Origin of the sequence: Olleya sp. AS48, from assembly GCF_038900355.1 — a bacterium.
Taxonomy (GTDB): Bacteria; Bacteroidota; Bacteroidia; order Flavobacteriales; family Flavobacteriaceae; genus Olleya.
Genome location: NZ_JBBMRD010000001.1, coordinates 192,574 through 217,279 on the forward strand (window position 1 = coordinate 192,574; position 24,706 = coordinate 217,279).

Annotated in this window: 22 protein-coding genes; 3 read left to right on the forward strand and 19 right to left on the reverse strand. The window is 32.6% G+C overall.

From position 1 onward, the window contains the following. Positions 1-52 precede the first annotated feature (52 nt). The 6 genes from ribB to tpx are packed head-to-tail and all read right to left on the reverse strand — an operon-like array spanning position 53 to position 7,426. Positions 53-1,207 carry a 3,4-dihydroxy-2-butanone-4-phosphate synthase gene (ribB, locus tag WNY60_RS00915; RefSeq protein WP_342861196.1) on the reverse strand — a complete coding sequence of 385 codons (1,155 nt, stop codon included), beginning with the start codon at positions 1,205-1,207 and terminating at the stop codon, positions 53-55. 50 nt (positions 1,208-1,257) lie between these two features. Continuing rightward, on the reverse strand, positions 1,258-3,420 hold the full coding sequence (locus tag WNY60_RS00920; RefSeq protein ID WP_342861197.1) for an LptF/LptG family permease: 2,163 nt from the start codon (positions 3,418-3,420) through the stop codon (positions 1,258-1,260). 6 nt (positions 3,421-3,426) lie between these two features. After that, entirely contained in the window at positions 3,427-4,062 is a 636-nt protein-coding gene (locus WNY60_RS00925; RefSeq protein WP_145001909.1) for an outer membrane lipoprotein carrier protein LolA, read from the reverse strand. 12 nt (positions 4,063-4,074) lie between these two features. Next, positions 4,075-6,498 (reverse strand): DNA translocase FtsK, encoded by a 2,424-nt coding sequence (locus tag WNY60_RS00930; protein WP_342861198.1) that lies wholly within the window; start codon positions 6,496-6,498, stop codon positions 4,075-4,077. 60 nt (positions 6,499-6,558) lie between these two features. After that, positions 6,559-6,927, reverse strand: coding sequence for a diacylglycerol kinase family protein (locus WNY60_RS00935; protein WP_339807933.1), 369 nt, complete (start codon positions 6,925-6,927; stop codon positions 6,559-6,561). After that, positions 6,920-7,426, reverse strand: a complete 507-nt coding sequence (tpx, locus tag WNY60_RS00940) for a thiol peroxidase (RefSeq protein WP_145001906.1) — start codon at positions 7,424-7,426, stop codon at positions 6,920-6,922. The genes WNY60_RS00935 and tpx overlap by 8 nt, the downstream gene beginning before the upstream one ends. Before the next feature lie 214 nt (positions 7,427-7,640). Between tpx and katG the strand changes: the two genes are divergently transcribed. Together katG and WNY60_RS00950 are read left to right on the forward strand one after the other, a co-directional pair. Then, positions 7,641-9,872 carry a catalase/peroxidase HPI gene (katG, locus tag WNY60_RS00945; RefSeq protein WP_342861199.1) on the forward strand — a complete coding sequence of 744 codons (2,232 nt, stop codon included), beginning with the start codon at positions 7,641-7,643 and terminating at the stop codon, positions 9,870-9,872. A gap of 173 nt (positions 9,873-10,045) precedes the next feature. Next, positions 10,046-10,513, forward strand: coding sequence for an ankyrin repeat domain-containing protein (locus WNY60_RS00950; RefSeq protein WP_145001905.1), 468 nt, complete (start codon positions 10,046-10,048; stop codon positions 10,511-10,513). 106 nt (positions 10,514-10,619) lie between these two features. Here the strand turns inward: WNY60_RS00950 and WNY60_RS00955 are convergent, their stop codons facing one another. From WNY60_RS00955 to WNY60_RS01010, 12 genes are all read right to left on the reverse strand, one after another. Continuing rightward, a complete protein-coding gene (locus tag WNY60_RS00955) occupies positions 10,620-10,781 on the reverse strand; it encodes a hypothetical protein (RefSeq protein WP_342861200.1) in 162 nt (53 codons plus the stop codon). A gap of 207 nt (positions 10,782-10,988) precedes the next feature. Next, positions 10,989-12,491 (reverse strand): aldehyde dehydrogenase family protein, encoded by a 1,503-nt coding sequence (locus WNY60_RS00960; RefSeq protein WP_342861201.1) that lies wholly within the window; start codon positions 12,489-12,491, stop codon positions 10,989-10,991. 208 nt (positions 12,492-12,699) lie between these two features. After that, positions 12,700-13,533, reverse strand: coding sequence for an AraC family transcriptional regulator (locus WNY60_RS00965; protein ID WP_342861202.1), 834 nt, complete (start codon positions 13,531-13,533; stop codon positions 12,700-12,702). A gap of 129 nt (positions 13,534-13,662) precedes the next feature. Then, positions 13,663-14,778 (reverse strand): chromate efflux transporter, encoded by a 1,116-nt coding sequence (chrA, locus tag WNY60_RS00970; protein ID WP_342861203.1) that lies wholly within the window; start codon positions 14,776-14,778, stop codon positions 13,663-13,665. A 78-nt stretch (positions 14,779-14,856) separates the two neighbouring features. Beyond that, a complete protein-coding gene (locus WNY60_RS00975) occupies positions 14,857-16,170 on the reverse strand; it encodes a hypothetical protein (protein ID WP_145001901.1) in 1,314 nt (437 codons plus the stop codon). A gap of 164 nt (positions 16,171-16,334) precedes the next feature. After that, positions 16,335-16,808 (reverse strand): hypothetical protein, encoded by a 474-nt coding sequence (locus tag WNY60_RS00980; protein ID WP_342861204.1) that lies wholly within the window; start codon positions 16,806-16,808, stop codon positions 16,335-16,337. A 174-nt stretch (positions 16,809-16,982) separates the two neighbouring features. After that, the gene (locus WNY60_RS00985; RefSeq protein WP_342861205.1) at positions 16,983-17,564 is read right to left on the reverse strand and encodes a hypothetical protein; all 582 of its coding nucleotides are present in this window, start codon (positions 17,562-17,564) and stop codon (positions 16,983-16,985) included. A 210-nt stretch (positions 17,565-17,774) separates the two neighbouring features. Next, positions 17,775-18,635 (reverse strand): SDR family oxidoreductase, encoded by an 861-nt coding sequence (locus WNY60_RS00990; RefSeq protein WP_342861207.1) that lies wholly within the window; start codon positions 18,633-18,635, stop codon positions 17,775-17,777. Between the two features lie 52 nt (positions 18,636-18,687). After that, positions 18,688-19,239 carry a TetR/AcrR family transcriptional regulator gene (locus WNY60_RS00995; RefSeq protein WP_342861208.1) on the reverse strand — a complete coding sequence of 184 codons (552 nt, stop codon included), beginning with the start codon at positions 19,237-19,239 and terminating at the stop codon, positions 18,688-18,690. 58 nt (positions 19,240-19,297) lie between these two features. Next, positions 19,298-20,602, reverse strand: coding sequence for a sulfatase-like hydrolase/transferase (locus WNY60_RS01000; protein WP_342861209.1), 1,305 nt, complete (start codon positions 20,600-20,602; stop codon positions 19,298-19,300). A 1-nt stretch (position 20,603) separates the two neighbouring features. Continuing rightward, on the reverse strand, positions 20,604-21,839 hold the full coding sequence (locus tag WNY60_RS01005) for a cytochrome c peroxidase (RefSeq protein WP_342861210.1): 1,236 nt from the start codon (positions 21,837-21,839) through the stop codon (positions 20,604-20,606). A gap of 77 nt (positions 21,840-21,916) precedes the next feature. Continuing rightward, entirely contained in the window at positions 21,917-22,798 is an 882-nt protein-coding gene (locus WNY60_RS01010; protein ID WP_342861211.1) for a LysR substrate-binding domain-containing protein, read from the reverse strand. A gap of 107 nt (positions 22,799-22,905) precedes the next feature. On the opposite strand from WNY60_RS01010, the gene WNY60_RS01015 reads away from it, so the two are divergent. After that, positions 22,906-23,532 (forward strand): LysE family translocator, encoded by a 627-nt coding sequence (locus tag WNY60_RS01015; protein WP_342861212.1) that lies wholly within the window; start codon positions 22,906-22,908, stop codon positions 23,530-23,532. A gap of 70 nt (positions 23,533-23,602) precedes the next feature. Here the strand turns inward: WNY60_RS01015 and WNY60_RS01020 are convergent, their stop codons facing one another. Then, positions 23,603-24,706 (reverse strand): polysaccharide lyase family 7 protein, encoded by a 1,104-nt coding sequence (locus WNY60_RS01020; protein WP_342861213.1) that lies wholly within the window; start codon positions 24,704-24,706, stop codon positions 23,603-23,605.

Below are 24,706 nucleotides of genomic sequence, written 5' to 3' on the forward strand. Positions count from 1 at the left end.
AGCTCCAATTAATAAATAATTGGAGCTTTTTTTATTGTAATAAAGTTATTAATTAATAACCTACATATTCTATAATTTCTAAACCATAACCAATCATACCAACACGTTTTGTTTGCTGAGAGTTAGATATTAATTTTAATTTATGAATATTTAAATCATGTAAAATTTGTGCTCCAATTCCAAAGTCTTTACTATCCATTGCAATAGCAGGAGCTTTAGCAACAGTGTTTGGCTTTTGCACGCTTTTTAAAACAGTCAAGCGTTGTAGTAAATTCATAGATTCTGCTTGTTGGTTTATAAATAATATAGCTCCACGACCTTCGTCATTAATTACACGAAACATATCATCTAATTTCTCGTCTGCGTTATTGGTTAACGTGCCTAATATATCGTTATTTACTAAGGTAGAATTAACTCGTGTTAAAACGGTATCTTCACTAGTCCAATCACCTTTAGTTAAAGCGATATGTACTTGGTTATTTGTAGTTTGTTGGTAAGCTCTTAATCTAAAACTACCAAATCTAGTTTCAATCTGAAAATCTTCTTTTTTAGCAATTAAAGAATCATGATCCATTCTATAGGCAATTAGGTCCTCAATGGATACTAGTTTTAAATCAAACTTTTTAGCAACTTCAATTAGTTGAGGTAAGCGAGCCATAGTACCATCTTCGTTCATGATTTCTACAATAACTCCAGCAGGTTGTAAGCCTGCTAATCTTGCAAAATCTATAGCAGCTTCCGTATGACCTGTTCGTCTTAAAACACCACCTTCTTTTGCTACTAAAGGAAAGATATGTCCTGGTCGTGCTAAATCAAAAGGTTTAGTGTCAGGATTAGTTAATGATAGTACGGTTTTTGCTCTGTCACCTGCAGATATTCCTGTGGTTACTCCATTTCCTTTTAAATCTACAGATACTGTAAAGGCAGTTTCCATATGATCGGTATTGTTAGTAACCATCATATGTAAATCTAACTCTTCACATCTATGTTCTGTTAAGGGTGTGCAAATTAATCCTCTACCATGCGTAGCCATAAAATTGATCATTTCTGGCGTAACTAATTCTGCAGCAGCTAAAAAATCACCTTCATTTTCTCTGTCTTCATCATCGACTACGATAATAACTTTTCCTGCTTTTATATCTTGAATTGCTTCTTCTATTGTATTTAATTGAAAAGAAGTTTGTCGTTCTGTTTTTGTAGTAATCATAACATTTGTGTTGTACTGCAAAGATATTGCATATTTCTTAGTTAGTATAACTAAGTGTCTAGTTTTTGAGTTCTAAAGTAATGCGTGTAAGGGTAAAAAACAGTTCCAAAAATGGTAACTAGTGGGTTGTCTTTTATTACTATTATTTTAAGTAGTTTTCTGTATTCAAAGGTTGCTTTAATATAATTAAAAAGAAACACTAGAAATGAAATTGCACTTATCTGAATACTAGCTTGTGAGAATACAGGAAGCTTGTTGTTTTTAAACACAAAAAACAAAATAAATAATACTAACGCGATTGTAAAAAACACGTAACTTAATTTAGATAATATTTTATAATTTTTAATATCACTAGCTTCCAAGGTAATTGGAGTAGTGGTTGCTATGTCTTCTGTTGTGCTATTTGGTAAGATATTATAATCTGTTCCAATAGTAAGTTTTTGAACTCTTAATATATATATTAAAGGATAAATAACTATACCTATAATGGTTTGTATTAGAGGTTCTTTTTTATCAGAAATTAGGCTGTGTAACTTATTAAAGCTTAAAGTTGATTTTATATAATTAAATAAAAATACAATAAATGAAACTAAACTAATCTGAATACCTGCTAAAGCTACAACTGGTAATTTGTTGTTTTTAAATACAAAGTATAAAATAAATAGAGCAACACTAATTATGTAAAAAGTAATACTAAGTGTTGATAATGTTTTATAGCTAGCTTTTTCAGTTTCTGGTAGATAGATTGTATCAGAGCTTAATGTATCAGCTGTAATTTTAGTTTTACCAAATTTGGCATTGTACCAATTTTTAATAGGAACTGTAATATGATCGAATTCAAAAATACCTCTATCCTGAGTAGCGCGTTTAGTCAAAAATATACTTAATGGTAACATGATTAACGTTGAAAACCAAGCAGAGAGTACAGGGTTTAGTTTTCCGTTTTTAGCACTGTTTTCGGCAAATAAACCTATAAAGTGATAACTTAAAAACAAGACTATAGCAATAACCATTGGTAATCCTAAACCTCCTTTACGTATTAAGGCACCTAATGGCGCTCCAACAAAAAATAGAATAATGCAGGCTATACCTAATGCAAATTTTTTGTGTAATTGTATACCATGTTTATAAATATTGGAGTTCTTTATTTGTAAAGCTGTGGTCTTAGATTTTAATATTTGTTGAGTACTAGATACGCTATTAACCGCATAATCTAATACTTGTATTTTACGTTTGGTATTAAAAATGTCTAAAATATCTCCACCATAAATACTATCTTTTATGGATTTGATGGTCAAATTTAAAGTTGGTAAATTAGTCCTATTATATATGGTGTTGGAAAACTCACTAACCACGCCATTACGTTCTGTTTTAAGCGAGTCAATTGTGTAATTTAACTCTGATACGTTAAGCATCGTATATTTGTTTTCTACATTTTTTTCATCTAAATCAATATTATTTAATTCAGACAAGTCAATTGCCAAAACGTGTTTTTTAAACTCGGCTTTACTAAAAGGTTTTTTATTTCTTTCTTCAGCTTTTCTAGGTGGTGTATCATCATAATAATATCCATCATACAAAACTAAATTAAGCACGTTTGAATCCTCTTGGCTTGCCAATTCTCCATGGTCTGCAACAATTGTGGTAAAGTTACCTGACATACGACTTGAGCCTTTTTTATGTATGGTTATCCCTTTAAGAAATTTACCATTTTTACCAGACTTTTCTTCAACTTTAATATTAAAAGCATCACCAATATCGTTAAATTGACCTTCAGCAATAATCATTGCAGGTTTTACATTGGCAATGTTTCTCCTTAAATTAAAACTGTTGTATTCTGCCCACGGAATTACATTATTACTAAAAAAGAAGGTTAATACACCTAAGCCGACAATAAATAGACCTAATCCAGACATGGCACGTTGTAATGAAATCCCTGTAGACTTCATTGCAGCAAACTCATAGTTTTCAGCAAAATCACCAAAAACCATAATGGATGCTAACAAAATTGTAAGCGGTAAAATTAACGGAATAAGGGTAGGAGTGATATACATTAAAAACTTTAAGACGGTAACAATGTCTAAGTCTTTTCCTGCTAACTCTTTAATGTATAGCCATATAGCCTGTAAAACAAAAATCAGCATGAGTATTACAAACACGCTGATAAAGGTTTTAAGATATGTAGTTAATATGTACCTATCTAATATTTTCACTTAGAATTAATCCAGTTTATTGATGTAATAGTCCTTAAATTTATTTTTGTCAAAGGTAAATAAGGATTTTGATAAAGTCTCATTAGTTTTAAAAGAATTAACAGTCAAAGTTGTTTTTGTTCCGTTATTTCCAACTTCTATTAATCTATAGATGTGCTTCGTCTTAGTATCAATACCTAACAAAACATATTTAATTTCGGAATTAGAATCCATTGGTGTTAGTTTAATGTATTGGATTTTTCTACCATTAACATCTTGTACAATATCCATTTTAAAAGTAAAACCTTCCTTGTAAAACGTTAACATTTTACTAGGTGTAATCGTGCTTTCATCTTGATCACTTCCTTTAGATACGGTAACCTCTTCATCTTCTGGACTTATACTATAAATGTTTTGACCATCATAAATACGCGTAATACCTAAAATATTTAAACGGTATTTATCACCTTCCATGACAACGTCACCTTTGGTTTCTTGTTTTATGTTTTCTTCAGTATTTTCTAAAACGTATTTAAAAGCAATAGAAATATTGTTGTAACTTTTAGCTTTGTTTGAAACTTCGTTTAGCAGTTTATTTGCTTGGTCATCCTGCGCAAAAATACTACTTGTAGCTAATAAAAATAATACTAATAATTTTTTCATTTTAAGTGTAATTTATTTTTTTTCGTTTTCTAATAGTTGATCAAGAGCTACTAAATCTACAACTAAAACCTGTCTTGCTTTACTACCTTCAAATCCGCCTACAATTCCTGCTGCTTCTAATTGGTCAATTAAACGACCTGCACGATTGTAACCTAATTTTAATTTACGTTGTAGTAAAGAAGCAGACCCTTGTTGAGCTGTCACAATAATTTCGGCAGCATCTTTAAATAAAACATCTCTCTCAGATATATCTATATCAAGACTTGTGCCACTTTCTTCACCAACATATTCTGGTAATAAATAAGCATCTGGATAAGCCTTTTGATTACCAATAAAATCTACAATTTTTTCAACTTCTGGAGTGTCAACAAAAGCACATTGGATACGTATCATATCATTACCTTGTGTATATAACATGTCTCCACGTCCAATTAATTGATCTGCTCCACCTGCATCTAAAATGGTTCTAGAGTCTATTTTACTAGATACTCTAAAAGCAATACGTGCTGGGAAGTTAGCTTTAATTATACCTGTAATAACGTTTACAGAAGGACGTTGAGTTGCAATAATTAAGTGAATCCCAATTGCACGAGCTAATTGTGCTAAACGTGCAACAGGTGTTTCTACCTCTTTTCCTGCGGTCATAATTAAATCTGCAAACTCATCGACTACTAACACAATATAAGGTAGGTAAGCATGACCTTCGTTTGGATTTAATTTACGCGCTTTAAACTTGGTGTTATATTCAACAATGTTACGACACAGTGCGTTTTTAAGCATTTCGTAACGATTATCCATTTCTATACACAGCGAGTTTAATGTGTGTATCACTTTGGTATTGTCTGTTATAATAGCTTCAGCTTCATCCGGAAGTTTTGCTAAATAGTGTCGTTCTATCTTATTAAATAAGGTTAATTCTACCTTTTTAGGATCGACTAAAACAAACTTGACTTCAGCAGGATGCTTTTTGTATAATAACGATGTTAATACAGCATTTAAACCTACCGATTTACCTTGACCTGTTGCTCCAGCCATTAGTAAGTGTGGCATTTTAGCTAAATCAATGACTAAAGTTTCATTACTAATTGTTTTACCAATTGCTATTGGTAAATGCATTTCGGTTTTCTGAAATTTTTGAGATGCAATTACAGAGCGCATGGAAACGATGGTTGCATTTTTATTAGGCACTTCAATACCAATGGTTCCTTTTCCAGGAATTGGTGCAATAATACGTATACCTAAAGCAGACAGTGATAAAGCAATGTCATCTTCTAAATTTTTGATTTTTGAAATTCTGATTCCAGCTTCCGGAACAATTTCATATAACGTGACTGTTGGTCCAATGGTAGCTTTAATACTAGCAATTCCAATTTTGTAATTATTTAAAGTGTCAACAATTCGGTTTTTATTTTCTTCTAATTCTTCTTGGTTGATTGTAACGCCTTCGTTATCATACTTTTTAAGTAAGTCTAAAGGCGGAAATTGATATTTACCCAATTCTAAAGTAGGATCAAACTGCCCAAAATCTTCTACTAACTTATTGGCAAGATTATCAGTTTCTGATATTTCTTCTGTAACAGATTCTACCTCAATTTCTACTTGAGGTTCTTCTATTTCAATCTCAGGCGTTGTTATTTCTGTTTTTATTTCTTTTGAAGAGACCTCAGGCGTACTAACTTCTTGCGTTAGTTCTATATTATTTGTGGTTTCTATTTTTGAATGGTTTGAAATTGTAGGTTCTACTTTTTTATCTACTTCAAAAGCAGACTTCATAGCTTCAGCTTCGTCTGAATACGAATTATCTACAGGAACAAAATCATCTTTAAAATCGTCCTTAATATTCTTTCTAGCATTTTTAAAGATAGCTGCTATGCGTTGTGGTGTAAATTTAAAACGAATGGCTAAATAGCTAATAAAAGCAAAAGCTAATAATAATATAGTTCCAATTTCACCAATATAATCTTGGAAAAAGCTATTAATTTCAAAACCAATGGTTCCGCTTAATACATCATTTTTATGAGCAAAAAAGCCGAATAAAACTGAAAACCAAATAACAACTAAAATGCCCCAAAACCAATGTTTACGTAATTTAGATTTGTTTAAGTCAGTAAGCACGTAGACTCCTGACAAAAAGGTAAGACCAGAAAATATAAAAGCTGCTATACCAAAACCACGTTGGATAAATAGATCGCTAATCCAAGCACCTAGTTTACTTAACCAATTTTGGGTTTCTACCTCTCTAGAAGAAAATTCGGTTAAGGCACTTTGGTCAATTTTACCTGTAAATAAATAGGATAAAAAGGATATAAAAAACAAGACACCTAAAATTATTAAAAAGCTACCTAAGACTAGTTTTTGCTGACTAGTTAGGGTTAAGTCAGGTTTTTTAAAACCGACTTTCTTTTTTGTTTTAGTTTGTTTTTTTGCTTTCGCCATTTTTGGGTTTAATTTGCGTAAAAATACAAATAGTTAACGTTTATCCTAATGGATAATTGTTTAAAATAGCTTTGGGATATAAATAATCAAACCAATGATTGTAGCAGCTATGGATGCTATAAAAACAGCACCTGCAGCAATGTCTTTAATAAAACCAATTTTTTCGTGATGTTCTGGATGTATAAAATCTGCAATAGCCTCAATAGCAGTATTTACACCTTCTACACTCATGACCAAGCCTATTGCAAAGCATTGCATAATCCACTCGGTAGAGGTGATGTTTAAAACAAAACCAGTGATAGTAACAATAATAGCAATACAAAATTGTATTTGTATACTGGCTTCTGTTTTTAAAAGTAAGAGCATGCCTTTAAAGGCATACCCAACACTTTTTAAACGATTAATTATAAATGGTTCTTTTTTACTCATCTAATAATGCGTAAAGTGACGCTTTATAATTAGGCTCGTCAGCCACTTCTTGTACTTGCTCTGTATATTGTACAATTCCATTTTCATCTAAAACCACAACACATCTAGAGTGTAACCCTTCAAAAGGACCAGATGCAAATTCTAAACCATAATCTTTACCAAATTGTCCCGTTTTAAAATCAGATAACATCATAACGTTATCAATACCTTCTGCACCACAAAAACGTGCTTGAGCAAATGGTAAATCTCTAGAGATACAAAGTACTTTAGTATTATCCATCTCAGCAGCTTCTTTATTAAATGATCTTACAGAAGTTGCACATGTACCAGTATCTACACTCGGAAAAATGTTTAATACCACTTTATGGCCTTCAAAGTCCGATAATTTTTGAATCGATAAGTCGCTAAGTGTTAAAGTAAAATCTGGAGCTTTTTCTCCGATTTTTGGTAATTGTCCTATAGTTTCAACAGGAGTGCCTCCTAATGTTATTTTAGCCATTTTTATTGATTTTTTTGTTAAGCAAGTAAAAATAAGTAATAATGAGGTGTCACAATCAATGTTAGCAAAATATTATCAAATAATTTTAAACTATTGAGTTTTATACATCCGATAAGCAAAACCTATTCTAAAATAGTAACAATCAATTTTTTTAATAGTAAATTTATAAGGTATATATCTAATTTTATCTCAAATTAAATCTAAAATAAATACTATGGAAAATAATCCTCATTCAAGTCATCAGCCAAATGGTAAAAACTTTGATATTAATGAAAGTTCAGCAAATTGCCCTTTTTTAAGTGGAACAGTTAAACACACTTCTGGTGGTGGAGTAAAAAATAGAGATTGGTGGCCAAACGAATTAAAACTAAATATTTTACGTCAAAATGCTTCAAAATCAAACCCAATGGGAGACGATTTTGATTATGCCGAAGCTTTTAAAAGTCTAGATTATGAGGCCTTAAAAGCGGAACTTACAGCTTTTATGACAGACTCTCAGGATTGGTGGCCTGCAGATTATGGACATTACGGAGGATTAATGATACGTATGGCTTGGCATAGTGCCGGAACGTACAGAGTTGGTGATGGTCGTGGAGGAGCAGGAGCTGGAAACCAACGTTTTGCACCAATTAATAGTTGGCCAGATAATGGTAACTTAGATAAAGCACGTTTATTATTATGGCCTATCAAACAAAAATATGGAAATAAAATTTCTTGGGCAGATTTAATGATTTTAGCTGGTAACTGCGCCTTAGAGTCTATGGGTTTTCCAACATTTGGTTTTGCAGGAGGTAGAGCGGATGTTTGGGAGCCTGAACAAGATATTTATTGGGGAAGTGAAACAGAATGGGGAGCAAATGAAGACAGATATAAAGAAGGCGATCTAGAAGATCCTTTAGCAGCTGTAATGATGGGTTGGATTTATGTTAACCCAGAAGGTCCAAACGGAGTTCCAGATCCAATGGGTTCAGCACATGATGTGAGAGAAACCTTTGGTAGAATGGCAATGAATGATGAAGAGACTGTAGCTTTAGTTGCTGGTGGTCACACTTTTGGTAAAGCGCATGGAGCTGCAGATCCAAATAAATATGTTGGTAAAGAACCTCATGGTGCATCAATTGAAGAAATGAGTACTGGTTGGAAAAATAGTTTTGGTACAGGTGTTTTAGACGATACTATTACTAGTGGTATTGAAGGTGCATGGACACCAAATCCAACACGTTGGGATGCAGATTATTTTGATGTATTATTAAATTACGATTGGGAATTAACTAAAAGTCCAGCTGGTGCACACCAATGGAAACCAACAGCAGAGTCCAATGCCAAACGCGCTCCAAAAGCAGGTGACGCTAACGGAAGACAAGATTTAATGATGACGACTGCAGATATTGCTTTAAAAGTTGATCCTAAATATTTAGAAATTTCTAAACGTTTTCATGCAGACCATAAAGCATTTGAAGACGCATTTGCGCGTGCTTGGTATAAATTAACACATCGTGATTTAGGACCAACGTCTAGATACTTAGGACCAGAAGTGCCTAAAGAAGAATTATTATGGCAAGATCCAATTCCAGCAGTGGATTATACATTAAGTGATGCTGATATCGCTAACTTAAAAGTTATGATTATAGATTCTGGTTTGACAGTTTCACAATTAGTAACAACCGCTTGGGCTTCAGCATCAACATTTAGAGGATCAGATAATCGTGGTGGTGCCAATGGAGCGCGTATTGCTTTAGAGCCACAACGTAGCTGGGAAGTAAATAATCCAACCGAATTAAATAAAGTCCTTGATGTACTAGAAGGTATTAAAACTAAATTTGAAGGTACTGTTTCTTTAGCAGATTTAATAGTGCTTGCAGGAAATGTTGGAGTAGAAAAAGCGTTAAAAAATGCAGGATACAATCAGGAAGTAGACTTTTTACAAGGTAGAGGAGATGCTACACAAAAGCAAACAGATATCGAGCAGTTTGGGTATTTAGAGCCTTTAGCAGATGGTTTTAGAAACTACATTAAAGGAAACTTAAAAATTGCTGCCGAAGATTTACTAATTGATAAAGCTAATTTACTAACGCTTTCTGTGCCAGAATTAACTGTTTTAGTTGGTGGTTTACGTGTGTTAGGTGCTAATTACGATGGCTCTGACAATGGTGTGTTTACAGATAATGTTGGTAGCTTAACTAACGATTTTTTCAAAAACATTTTAGACTTTACATACACTTGGAAAGCAACGTCTTCAGACGATAGATTCTTTGAAGGTAGTAACCGTAATACAGGTGAAGTTAAGTTTAAAGGAACTAGAGCCGATTTAATTTTTGGTTCAAATACAGAGCTTAGAGCAATAGCAGAAGTTTATGGTGCAAATGATGGTCAAGATCGTTTTGTAAAAGACTTCGTTGCAGCTTGGACTAAAGTGATGAATTTAGATCGTTTTGACGTGAAATAAAAGACGATGATATATAATATAAAGGAATGGATTTATGTAAAATCCATTCCTTTTTTATTGATTATTAATAATTTAAATGAAGTTTTTTAAGTTGAAACCTAAGGTTTTATATTTTGAATCACATTAAGAATATAGATTCAGACAGCTTTTAATAACAGTAAAAATGAAACAAAATGAATACAGATAAAGTTTTTGAAAGTATTAAAAATAATGATACAGCTACCTTAAAAGCACTATTAAATGAAAACCCACAATTAGCCGAAGCAAAAGACCAGCGTGGATTTACACCATTAATTCTGGCAACCTATTTTGATAACGAAGCTGCAACCAAAGTTTTAGTAGAACATAATGCGCCTATTAACGCTAAAGATGCGTCTGGAAATACTGCTTTAATTGGTGTTAGTTTTAAAGGAAATGTAGCTTTTGCGAAATATTTAATTGAAAATGGAGCAGACTTAAATGCAGTAAACAATAACGGAACAACAGCATTAACTTTTGCAACACAATACAATAAAATAGACATTGTACGATTATTAATAGAACATAAAGCAGATGCTACTATAAAAGATAATGAAGGTAAAACTGCTTTGGATTATGCTTCAGAAAAAGGATTCATCGAGATTGTTGATCTTTTAAAGTGATACAATGCGCTTTAAGTAGATATTTCCATAGTGAATAGAACATATTGATTTAAAAAACCTAAGACGCATCTGAGGTTTTTTTATATTCTAAACGGAAATATTTTAGTTAAAAATCTTCATGCGACAATTCCATATTTAACATCGATCCAGCAATATTACCAGAGGATACTGCATTGGTAACAGACCTAAATCTGTTAGTATTGTCAGCACAAGCATATATTCCTAGTGTTTTTGTTTTTTTGCTTCTCGTCCACTTTAATATAGTCAAGTTCTATAATTTCACAATTTAAATCTTGTGGTATGTTAGTGTGTTGTTATAAAGGTAATATTAAATTTTACAGCATCAAAAAGAGATAAAGTTAAAGCGGTTAATTGTGTTTTAACGGGAGTTTGTGAGGCTTGTGTCTAGTTTGTAAAACAATAAAACCCCAGACAAATCTGAGGTTTTATATAAAAATCTATAGTTGTTTCTTAATTAAAAGAAGCCCATTGGTTTTTTATCATAAGAGATTAACATGTTTTTTACAACACGGTAATGGTCTAATGCCATTTTGTGGTTTTCACGACCAAAGCCAGATTCTTTAACTCCACCAAATGGTGCGTGTGCTGGATAGGTATTGTATTGGTTTACCCAAACTCTACCTGCTTGTATAGCACGTGGTACTTGGTATAATTCGTGTGCATCTCTAGACCAAACACCAGCACCTAATCCGTAAGGTGTGTCGTTGGCAATAGCAATAGCTTCTTCTGTAGTTTTAAACGTTGTTAAGGCTACAACAGGTCCAAAAATTTCCTCTTGGAAGACGCGCATTTTGTTATCTCCTTTTAAAACGGTTGGTTGTACGTAGTAACCTTCGGCTAATTCACCTTCATAGTTACCAGCTTCACCACCAGCTAAAACAGCAGCACCTTCTTCAATACCAATTTTAATATAGTTTAGTATTTTTTCGTATTGCGCTTTAGATACCTGAGAACCAATCATTGTTTCTGGATCTAATGGGTTTCCTGGTTTAACTAATTTTAAACGTTCTTGCATTTTTTCAACAAAGCGATCTGCAATATCTTCGTGTACTAAAATACGAGAAGGAGAGGTACAAATTTCACCTTGATTTAAAGCAAACATTAATGCACCTTCAATAGCTTTACTAAAAAATTCATCGTCTTGAGCTGCTACAGATGGGAAGAAAATGTTTGGCGATTTACCACCTAATTCCATAGTTACAGGAATAATGTTTTCTGCTGCATTATGTAATACTATACGTCCAGTTTCTGTAGAACCTGTGAATGATAATTTAGCAATTCTGTTTGATGTTGCTAATGCTGCACCAGCTTCTTTACCAAAACCAGTTACAATATTTAATACACCTGCTGGTAAAATATCACCAATAAGTTCCATTAACATCATAACACTTGTAGGTGTTTGTTCTGCTGGTTTAACAACTGCTGTACAACCTGCTGCTAAAGCTGGAGCAATTTTCCAGGCTAGCATTAACATTGGGAAATTCCATGGGATAATCTCTCCGACTACACCAACAGCTTCGTGTAATACGATACTTACTGTATCTTTATCATGTTCTGAAATACTTCCTTCATCTGCACGAATTACACCTGCAAAATAGCGGAAATGATCAATACAATAAGGGATATCTGCTGCAAGAGACTCACGGATTGGTTTACCATTATCAATGGTTTCTAAAGATGCTAAATACTCTAAGTTATCTTCCATAACCTGAGCAATTTTTAATAACGCGTTACTACGTTCTGTTGCCGACGTGTTACTCCAAGCAGGAAATGCCTCGTGTGCTGCATCTAAAGCAAGATCGATATCTTCTTGTGTTGATCGTGCTGCTTGTGTAAATACTTTACCATCTACAGGAGATCTGTTTTCAAAATATTGCCCTTTTACTGGGTCTACAAATTTTCCTCCAATAAAGTTTCCATATCTTTCTTTAAATTCGGGTTTTGTTACATTTGCCATAATTATAAGTTTTTTTTAGTGTGAATCAATGCTTTGCGACAAGCATTTTAATTATGGTACAAAGATAGAATGGAGGAGAGGCTTTGTATTTATTGATACGGTTCAATAACTTATGAAAACAGTCCAGATAGTAAAATTCAGTGTTAGTTAAATCTTAATCAATTATTAAAACATTGATTTTTAATAGTTTAAAATAAAATGGAAATATTTAAATTTCGGTTGGACTAATTCCGAATTTGTTTTTAAACGCTACACTAAAGTTAGAAAGGTTGTTATAACCAACGTCTAAATAGATATCAGACGCTTTTAAATCGCCACCTTGTAGTAACTCTTTTGCTTTTTGTAAACGCTTATTTTTTAACCATTTTCCTGGAGCTTCTTTGTATTCTGCAGTAAAATGTCTTTTAAATGTAGATAAACTCATGTTGCATAAAAAGGCAATTTCTTCTAATTTTAAATTAGAATGCACGTGATCTTCTACTATATTTTTAAAAGGCGACACTTCTTTAGATATTAATGCGTGTAAGTAATGCTCAAATTCACTACCATATTTGTCTAGTAAATACAGTAATATTTCGTCAAATTTAAGCGCTAATATTGCATCGCAATACGGAGAATCTTCAAAAGTTTTAGAAGACAATGAGCTTATAAAAGACGCAATGTAAGCATCGTTTTCAATTACAAAATAAGGCACCTTTTCTTGGTAAGGCTTAATGTTTTTGGTGTATTTACTTAAAAAATCGGTTAGTTTTTTTTCTGAAAAAAAGAAGAGTTTACAATAGTAAATCGCTTCGGTATCAAGCAATTCTGTCCAAAGCCAATTTCCTTTTTTTAATAATAAAGACTGTTCGCTATTAACTGCTTTAGAGGTGTTTGCAAAATGGACTTGCTTTTTTCCAACTTGTAAAAAGCTAAACATATTCATGCTTAAATTTACCTTACTTTTAACAACATCGCTGGTCATTTTAAAATCGTACACAAAAATGTCTTTGCTTTTGGTAGGATTTTTAAAGTAAATTTCAGGAATGTTTTCTATTGCCATTTTGTAGTGTTTTTTTTTCGGGCTTATTTTAAACAGCTATTGACAAATTTAGCTATTTTAAACTCAATTTAAAGATTCGGTTTTTACGAGTAAAAAATGTTTCAACAGTTTTTATAATGTTAGAATGAACTAAAACAAGATTAACAAAAACCCAAGTAATCCACCACCAATAACAATAAAAGCACTATTTACTTTTTTAAATATAAAGACACAAAGTATGCTAACCATAGCAATGACTATAGTGCGCCAATCCGTTAGTGTGTCTTGTCCCATAGCTACACAAACCGCTATAATTACAGCAACTGCAGCTATATTTACCGCATCTAAAAAAGCAGAAATAACTTTAGATTGTCTCATTTTAGGCACAAACGGATTTAATATAGCAACAAACACAAAAGAAGGTATGAAAATACCAACAGTTGCAGCTATTGCTCCCCAAAAACCTCCTAATTGCCAACCAATAAAGGTCGCAGTAGATAATACTGGTCCTGGTGTAAATTGTCCAACAGCAACTGCGTCTATCAATTCTTGTCTAGTCAGTAAGCCAGTAGACACTAGTTCGGCATCCAGAAAACCAAATAACACATACCCACTTCCGTATAATAAAGCACCAACTTTAAAAAAGGTCCAAAGTATTTTTAATGTGCTTGGAGTTAATGCTACTTGAAGCACTACAAGAGGTGTAAAGCTGTTTAGATTATTTTTATTGTTTTCAAAAAAGTATAATAGTAATCCTAGAAATCCGCAGGCAAACAACGCTACAATTTCGTTTGCACCAAGTAAACATGCAATCAAAGTTAATGCGCCTAAAATACCCAATTGAACGTTTTTAAGTGCTTTTTTACCAAGTCTATACACTGCTCCTAAAATAATAGCAATTACAGCTGGTTTAATACCATAAATAAAAGGTTCTACTTTTGGGAGTTGTCCGTATTGTTGATACAGCCAAGCAAAAAGCATGGTAATAGTTACTGCAGGAAATACAAAACAAAAACCGGCTACAATTAGTCCTTTCCAACCTGCTTTTTCATGTCCACAATGCATGGTCATTTCGGTGGAGTTTGGGCCAGGAATTAAGTTAGTAGCACCAACCAAATCCAGAAAATGTTGCGGTGTCATCCATTTTCTTTTTTTAACTACTTCGTCCTCCATCATCGCAATATGCGCTGCAGGACCACCAAAAGCAATGCTTCCTAATTTGAAAAACAGTTTTGCAACTTCTTTTAGGTCTTTTTTGTTGGGCATTTTATTGTTTGACTGTATAATTTAAATTTTGTTTAGATAGTGGTTTTATAAACCATATTACTTTACTGTATTTGCTATTTATTTTATGGATTCTAAAATCTCAACAATCTTTTCGTTTTTTACAATAAGCAGTCCTAAACGCTCATGAGAAATACCATCTTTTAACTTATAATCATAAACTGGTGTGTTATTAACCAATTGCGAGTTAAAACATTTAAACTGAATACTATTTGCACCAGATAATTCCGATGCTACTTCTGTAATATGTGTTGATACAAAAAACGTACTTTTTTTAATTTTAGAAAACGAGTCAATAATTAACAAAGAGGCATCTGCTGCGTCTTTTACATTTGTACCTCTAAATAGCTCGTCAAAAATAACAAGTAAATTTTTGTTTTCTTTTAATTTAAGGGCTGTTTCTTTAACACGTTTGACTTCCGTGTAAAAATGACTTAATCCCTTATTTAAATTATCTGACAAATTTATGGTAGACACAACGCCATTATAAACAGATGTTGTCATGGCAGTAGCAGGTACCGGAAACCCTAAATGCGATATAAAAACGGACAGTCCAATGGATTTTAGAAAGGTTGATTTTCCTGCCATATTTGGGCCTGTCAAAAACACCATATTTGATTTTTTATTAATTTCAAAATCGTAAGCTTTTGCTTTTTCTAATAATGGATGAAAAAGTCCAGTAACCTGCAATTCCGGTGTTTTAGTATCAACATAAACCGGAAACGTAAGATTGTTTTTTCTGGCAGCATCAGCTACCCCAATAAAGGCATCTAATCTATACACAGCTGCTATTGCATTTTCTAACGCTTTAAAATTGCTATTTCTTAAAAAAGCATCTAGCTTATTAATATCACTAAAAGATAAGGCGACATTGGATTCAATGAATATTTTTAAAAAAGGTAATTTTATTAAATTATTTATGGTTTTGATCTCTTTTTTTAATAATTCTGGGCAGTTTTCCAGATCTATTTGTAGTGTATTGTCTAATGTTTTAAAAAGTAATAATAGCTGCTCAATACCTTTTGTAATTAAATAGTAATCGTTATTTGGTCTTACTTTATAAGTTAAGTGGTTTATTAAAGCACTAAATATATTGGCACTTAAAGGTGTTGTGCCTAATTTTAAATAATAGTCAATATATTCTAACTGATTATAATTTATAGAGAGTTTAAAATCGGAATTGTAAAAAAAATGAATACTATCACGTCTATTTTTAATTTTAGAAATGTCTGACAATGGGGTATTCATTATTTCAAAAAGACAGTTTTTACCACCTTTAGTTTTTGTCATATCATAATAACTAAGGATGGAGTTATCCTCAGAATTAAAAATTTCTAAATCATTTTTTGTTTGACGGTCTAATTCAAATTTCATTAAGGAAGTTGATTTTGTATTGGCTGTAAACTTGATTCTGTGTGGATTGTTGCGTGGTTTAAGAACTACTGTAACGAATAAATAGCTGATGTTATACTCAGCAGGAATGTTCGTAAGCAGGCTAAAAAGAGCAATTAATTATACACGGTTTTAGCAAATCGTTTTCATTCGTTCTTTGTTTTATTATAAATCAAAATAATTGCAATTATCTCTCCTAAATAATAGAAAATTGATTGTGTAAAATATAACATATAGTTATTTCTTAAATAGCCATAGTAATCTTTAATTCCGAGATTTTCTACTTCAAAAACGAAAAAGGATTTTATTGAAGGATAAGAAATTTGAATAACTTGAATAATAAAATAAGCACAAAAACTCCAAATAAAATATTTCAGAACGTTTTCACTAATGGTTTTAAAATTTTCAAAAATCCGATTAATTATAATATTAATTAAAATTACAAAAAGAATAAGTCCAAACAATTCCGAAATCCAAAAAGTCCAAGAAGGTTTAGAATCTAATAAAATCAATAAATCTTTCGCAAGGTCAGAAAAACTATAACTTAAACCTGAAATTGTCTTATAAGTAAATATTCCAATTCCGAAAAAACCAATTAATTTATTTCTTTCAATTCCCAATGAGATTAAGTTTAGAGTTTGAGATTAATGTTTGGTTAAGTTTTTGTATATGGTTTGTTACATGTTTAAGCACCTAAATTTAGCAAATAAAAACCGAATAGAAAATACGCGAGTATTTTCGTAAGCAGGCTAGAACCTATCAATAAATTATATACTTTGTTGCAAACTGTACTTTTACTTTTTTAACTCGTTTCTTTTTTTTATTCCTAATTTCAATACTTTATTTACTTTCAAAGCTCCATGTGAAATTCGCGCTCCATATAATGTTTGTGTACCTCCTAATTCAAGTTCAATTAAATTTAAAATATCTTCAATTTCACTGCATATAATTTTTAGATTATCTAATTCAAGTCTTTCAAATACTGATTTCTCAATATTACTTTTTAAATCGTAATGACCAAAAGCTTTATTTCTTGCATCCTTAAAAGGTTTTAATTTTTTCTCAATATTATCTTTCTTGATAATTAAATTTTTAAGGCAATTAAGTTTTTTATTTTCAGCAATGCTAATCAAAAGTGGAATAGAAAGGTTTTTTTTACTCATAGTTTCTTTTCGTTCCATTATTGCGCATATTCGAATTGTAATGAAATTCCAATACAACCAATATAAGTCGTAGAAAAATCTAGAATCAATTTGTTCAATCACATTTTCCATTTCTTTATCATCTACAAATATTATTTTGTATTCAGAAACGTAATAAAGAATTTCAATATATTTATTTTGAACTTTTTTTAATATTCCATTTACATCATCCATTTAGTTTTTTTTCGTATTTTTTTCAATTCATTTTATAAAAACTCTGATTATTAATATCGCATAAATATAGAGGAATATGTGGAGTATATTTTATTAAAAGTTATATTCTAAATCGAAGTTACCAAAAACCGAATGAAAATCAACGGTTATTCCAAACAAAAAACCACCAAGCTTTTGCTAAGTGGTTTTCCTATTCATGTTTCTAAAATATTATAAAAAACTAGCTCTTACCTGACTAATTAATTTAGTACCATCTGGATCTGCTTTTGTTTTAAGATTTGTAAAATCTTCAGCCCATTGTGAGGTACGTAAACGTAAAGGTGGATTGCTGTTTTGTGCGACTTGTAAAGCCACGTTTGCAACTTCTAATCCGGTTTGGTAGACTTGTACGTCGCTTTCTTTAGCTCTTTGTTGGTTTCCAGCCATGTATGCCTCAAAAATAGGAGCGTATTCTCCAGTTGCAAATTGCCCTTCGGTTGCTGTTTTGTCTATAGCAGAAGTCATAAATTCGGTTGAAATTCCTCCTGGTTCTAAGCACGTAATGTTTATATTAAACGGATCGCTAACATAAGTGGCTAAGCCTTCCATAAAACCTTCTACCGCAAATTTTGCTCCGCAATATAACTCGTTAAATGGTTGACCAACCAAACCACCAACAGAAGTAATACTAATTATTTGTCCCGATTTTTGTTTGCGCATGTGTGGTAAAACCGCTTGCGTGCAATATACCACACCAAGATAGTTAACGTCTGTTACCCATTTAATTTCATCTTCAGAAGCTTGTTCTGTGGTTTTTGCGAATCCTGCTCCTGCATTATTATACAAGATGTCAATTTTACCATCGTTTTTAATAATGGTATCTACTGCAGCTTTTATAGTTTCGGTTTTTGTAACGTCTAAAGGCAATAGGTGGATGTCTAAATTATCGTTTTCTATCTGTTCTTTTAATTTTGTGGCTTTGTCTAGGTTTCGCATCGTTGCATAAACCTTAAAATTATTTTTAGCAAAAAGGATTGCGCTTTCAAAACCGACTCCTGTTGATGTTCCTGTAATTAATACGTTTCTTTTCATAATGGTTGTTTTGTTGGAGTGAATGTTCATTCCAAATTAATATTAAATTTTTTTATGCTTTTATAGCATCCCAAAGCATGTGCATTTGGTTGTAGATTGATGTGTTGTTGTTTTCCTTTTTGTTAAAATACCAACGTAAATAGGCTAAAACAGAACCACCAATAAACATGAGTAATTCGTCCATATTTATGGCTTTAATTTGGCCTTCTTCTTGTCCTTTGGCTAGTAATTTACAAACTGGAATAATAGATTTTACACCTTCGTTTCTGCTTTCTTCTGTAATAATAGGAGAGGCTTGCAACTGTTCCATAAATTTAAAATAGGTAGGATTTGCTATAAAAAAATCGATCATAGCAGTGTAATACGTTTCAAATTGGGTTTTAATAGATTTGTTAGCATCAAAATCTGAAAACAGCTCTTTTTCTTGGTGTTTTATACTAATGTAAATGGTATTTATTAATATGTCTTTGTTAGGAAAATAGTTGTAAATAGTACCCATTCCTGTTCCTGCAGCTTTAGCAATAGCAGACATTGGTGTTTTGTGTACGCCTTGTTGAGTTAGTAGCGTAATGGCAGAGTTTAGTATGGCTTCTTTTTTATTCACAAGCCAAAGGTATCTATTTTGGAATGATTATTCCAAAGTTTAACTTTAATTTAAAGGTTTAGTTTCTAATAACGCTAAGTTCGGTTTCTAAAGTGGCTTTAGCACTAGCTTGCTCTTCAGTTAATGTGTTGTTTAATAAATTATTGCTTTCGTAAGCATCGTTGTTAAGATTGTAAAATTCTTGTGAGCCATTAGCGTATGTTATCAACTTATAGTTTCCGTTGTTTATGGTCCAATTATTAACGTTTCCATCGTCTTTTTCGGCATATTGAAAATCTCTTACCGTAGTGTTTTCAGTAAGTAAGGATTTAAAACTTTTACTATCGTTAATTTGACTTGTGTTAACACCTGCTAATTGGGCAATGGTTGCAAATAGGTCTGTGCTTGTAATTAAATTTTGATCTATTCCTGTTCTGGTTACACCATATCCAGAGACAAAAAGTGGTACATTTATTCCGCCTTGATACAAGGTTCCTTTGGTAGTTGTACTTAAATAAGGTGCTTGTGCGACTTCATTTGGTGTGCCATTATCACCAATAAAAATGATGGTAGTATTAGCTTTTTCTGTTTCCGATAGAGTATCTAATAAACGACCAATTTGGAAATCCATAGCCTCAATAGCTGCCATGTAATAGGGTGTTTCGTCCATTCCGTTAGCATATTCTGGTAGATTGCCTTGCGAGTGCATGTTGCTTGGAGGTACATGAAACGGTGTGTGTGGCGCATTATAAGCCAACCACATAAACCAAGGTTTGTTTTGTTGTTGTATCCAGTTTATGGATAAATCTGTGAAGGCAGTTGTGCTATAATCCGTTTGTAAAGTACTGCTTCCATCTTCTGTTAATAACCAGTTGTAATAACTTTGTGGTTCGCCTCTAAGTAATCCAACGTAATAATCGACACCAAATATTTCGGGATTAAAAGTGCTGCTGTTGCCTGCCAAATGCCATTTACCAACAATTGCAGTTGCATAACTAGTATTGGTTTGGTTGGTAATGTATTGTTGCAAACTGGTTTCGGAATTTTGAATAACGTCTCCAGCCCATTTTACATCGGTACGGTAACCATATTTTCCAGTTAAAATAGAGGCTCTGGTTGGCGAGCAGGTTGGATACGACCAAAAGTTATTAAATGTTAATCCTGCATTACGGATAGCGTCTATATGTGGTGTGTTGGGTTTTATGTTGCCTTCCGTGTAACCATTTATAGCATCTTTACCTAAGTCGTCAGCAATAATAAACAGAATATTAGGTGTGTTTTGTGTTGGGTTTTGTGTTGGGTTTTGCGTTTCTACGGAAGTGGTATTATCGCTACTACAGCTAAATAGTGTACATAGGATGGTGATTATAAAAAGGTGTTTCATGTTAATCTATAAATGGATTGCTATATTTTTCATCAGTAAGCATGTCGTTGTCAGTTAATGTATTTAGAAAAGCGACTAATGCATTTTTTTCTTCTTGATTAAAATTAAATTGTCCAACTTCGCCAGCATCATTTACTAAAGGCGTAATTAAATTTTGATGGTTTTGAATGCCAGAACTGTAATGCTCCACAACTTCCATTAAAGTGGCAAACCTACCGTCGTGCATATAAGGTGGACGCACACCAATATTTTTTAACGATGGGAATTTAAATTTACCAGTATCGTTGGTGTTTCCTGTGGCTTCACTAACACCTAAATCTGTTGTAGAGGTAGCGTCTAAACCATTGGATGTTGCAAAAGTTGTAAGTGGAAAATTGGTGTTTGGAAAAGGTCCAATAAAGGCTTCGGTTTGGTGGCAACCAACACAGTTTCCGCTAACACCATTGGTTAACGTACGTGGTGCATAAAATAGGGTTTTACCTTGGTTTTCTTGGTCTGTAAAACTCGGAAAGTTAGCCATAGGAGAGGAGACTTCGCTTCTGGCAACATCATATTTTGAAGTGACACTAACTAGGCTGCGTATAAATTGTGCTAAGGCTTTAGAGATTTTATCGCTTGTAATAGTTTGATCGCCAAATGCATCCTGAAATAGTTGCGGATAGTAGTCTTGGCTACTAGTTATATTAACTAATTCTTGAAGCGTTAAACCCATTTCTACGTCGTCTTGAAAAGGCATTAAGACTTGATCTTCTAAAGTGTTGGCGCGCTCGTCCCAAAAGAATTTTCCGCCAGCATAAAATCTAGCATTTACAATGCTCATGGAATGTCTTCTGGTTAATCCACCTTCAAATCCTTGACTTAGTGTATTGGCATCCGAAAAACCATGTTCCGCTTGATGACAAGAAGCACAAGCAACTGTGCCATTACCACTTAATTTTTTATCGTAAAAAAGAACACGACCTAAGGTTGCACCTGCATCTGTTATTGGGTTGTCTGCAGGTGTATTGTCATAAGCTGTTACTGCTTGAAACTGAAATTGTGGCGGGAATTCGCTTGCGGTATAATAACTAGGTAATGCAATGTTTGCGTAGTTAAAATAGGTGTCAGGTAGGTTTAATTGTGTTATAGTATTGCTGTCTGGAATAGGAATATATTCTTCTGAATCTGAATTGGAACAAGATGAAGCAAAAAACAATAAAGCGAGTAATCCAAAAGATAATAAATGGTCGGTTTTCATAAATTGAAAATAATTAGGTTGCACTATTTGGACTTAAAATATGAAAAAAGGTTTAATTCTCAGGAATTAGTTTTTGTTTAATAGACGCTTGTGTCCAACTGTTTAGCACAATCTATAACTTTAGTGATGGTTTTGTTGACTTCGTTTTTTCGCCAATGAATATATAAATCAATGGTTTGTTCTAAATCTATAAAACGCACATTATTAAATTTTGAATATTTAAAAGAATGGGGTAAAATAGAAATACCAAGTCCTTTGGACACCAGATTTAAAATCATACCACCAAAATCGGATTCGATGCTAATTTTAGGTTCAAAACCATACTGATTAAACAAATTACGTAATAAAGACGAAAAATAGGTGGTTTGGTGTAAGCCTGAAAGTATAAAGTTTTCGTGTTGCAGTTTGTCTATATTGTTAATGGTATCTGTATTTAACCAATGGTCATTGGGAACAGCAATGCAAATAGGCTCTGTAAATAATTTAAGCGATTGTATATTAATATGCGAAATAGAATCCCGACTAAACGCAATATCTGTTTTGTAATTTAGGAGTAGTTTTTCGTGGTTTTCATCGGTAAGTTCGGCTAATTCTAATTTAAGATCTGGTAAATTGGTTTTAATAAGATCTAGAAAATTAGGCAACAAACTAAAGGTGATAGAACCAGGATAAGAGATAGACACCACACCAGCATCACCTTGATTAATTTTTTTGGCTTGTTGGTAAATGTGGTCTAACTCGTTCATGGTTTTGCTCCAATGTTGTTGCAGGAATTTACCAGCATCGGTTAGTTTTACATTTCTTTTATTTCTTTCGAAAAGTGAAAAACCAAGCTCGTCTTCCAACGCTTGTATTTGTCTAGTTAATGAGGATTGAGAGATGAAGACTTTTTCGGCAGTGTTCCAAAAATGAAGCTCTTCGGCTAAAACTAAAAAATATTTTATTTGCTGTGTGGTCATGATAAATGCGTTTTTTGCATTACTGAATCAAAAATATGTATTTTTTAGCACTTATTATCATGGTTTCTTTGTATAACATTTTTTTATAATCCGTAAACTGAAATAATATGTTAGGCATCGAGAATTTTTTGACCTTTATGGTTACCGCTTTATTTTTTGTAATGACACCAGGAATTGATACTGTATTTGTGTTAAATAAATCTATTGGTCAAGGTCGTAAATCTGGAATAGTGTCAGCAATGGGTATTAATACAGGTATTTTAACGCACACGTTTTTGTCTGCAATTGGTTTAACGGTTTTAATTGCAAAATCTGCAATAGCCTTTATGGTTATTAAGTATATTGGTGCAGCCTATTTGGTTTATATTGGTATGAAAAAATATATGGATACTTCTGCTTTATTTATAGAAAATAGGGTAAGTGAAGTTAAAAACAGTTCTAAAAACGACTTTTGGTCTGGGTTTTTTACAAATTCTTTAAATCCTAAAGTTGCATTATTCTTTTTGGCATTTTTTCCGCAGTTTATAACACCTTCAAAATTAGAAGATCCAGTTCCTTTTGTTTTATTGGGTGTTACGTTTGCAATAATTGGTGTGATTTGGTATGTGACGTTAACTATGTTTGCTAGTACATTTTCAACTAAAATTAAAGGTAATCCTAATTCTGGGATTTGGCTAAATCGGGTTAGTGGTTTTGTATTTGTCCTTATGGGATTACAGATTGCTTTTGGGTAGTTGTAGTATAAAAACAAAAAACCACTTTACATTTGTAAAGTGGTTTTGAAAAATATTACACTAAGTGATTTTAATCGTTTTTAGCAAAATAGCCATCGTTAGAAACAGCAGTATCACTTACAGATATACTTCCTGTTTTAAACCATACTTCTGCATAGTTACCATCAGCATATTGCTTTTGTATGTCTCCACCATGTGTCTCTGCACCAGAACACCAGTTTTTATTTACTTCAGGAGATTTACCATTTGTTTGGTTGTAACAGCCAAGTTTAAAGAAACAACCTTCGCCTGCATAGGCTTCTGAACGTTCTACACCATCTTGTCCAATTGGAAAAAACAACTTTTTAGTTTGCTCTGGTATGTCTGATTTAGTAGTATATTCTGATAGTAATAAGTTTTTTGTAAAGGTCTTGGTTTCATGATTAGGACTTGTAAAAGTTAAATTCATTATACCATCTTTTACTACGACTTGGTAACTAAATTCTTCTCCTAATTCTATTCCTTCTTTTGGTTCTTCAGGGAAAGTAGAGACGTCACTACCAACAACAGAAAAGTCATTACCCCAAACAGCAGAGGAGTAGTCCCAACGTTTTGCATTGTCATCTCCTGCTGTATTAATTTCGTAATGCCAGAATACAGAACCTTTAGTATGACCAGGGTATTTTTTGTAAAATATTTTTAATGGTTCGTTTTCAAAAGCATCTGCACTATGTATTTGGCCAACTACTACGGAGTGTGATGCAGCCACAGTTGCATCTCCTGTTGCAGATACATTCATTACTTTTAATGTTGCAGATAATTTATCATTGGCAGTTTTTGGATACCATTTTTTTGTTTGTGCTAATTCGGTTCTTGTGTTATTTGATGTTCCGTGGGTATCACCACCATTTGGCGATTTAAATACAACCCAGTTGTCTTTTCCATCGTTTTGAGTGTAGAAAAAATCTTTGTTTTCAAACTCAGTTGCTATTCCTGCATTTGAACCATCACCTAAAATAAGTTTCCATTGGTCAAAAAACGGAATAACACTGCTAGCGTATACTGTTTTAGAAACTTCTGTTTGCTCTGTTTTAGTTTGGTTTTCACTATTTATTTTGTCTTTACAGCTATTAAATACTAAAATAATAGTAATTATAAAGCAGTAAAATACTTGTGATAAGTGATTTTTGATCAT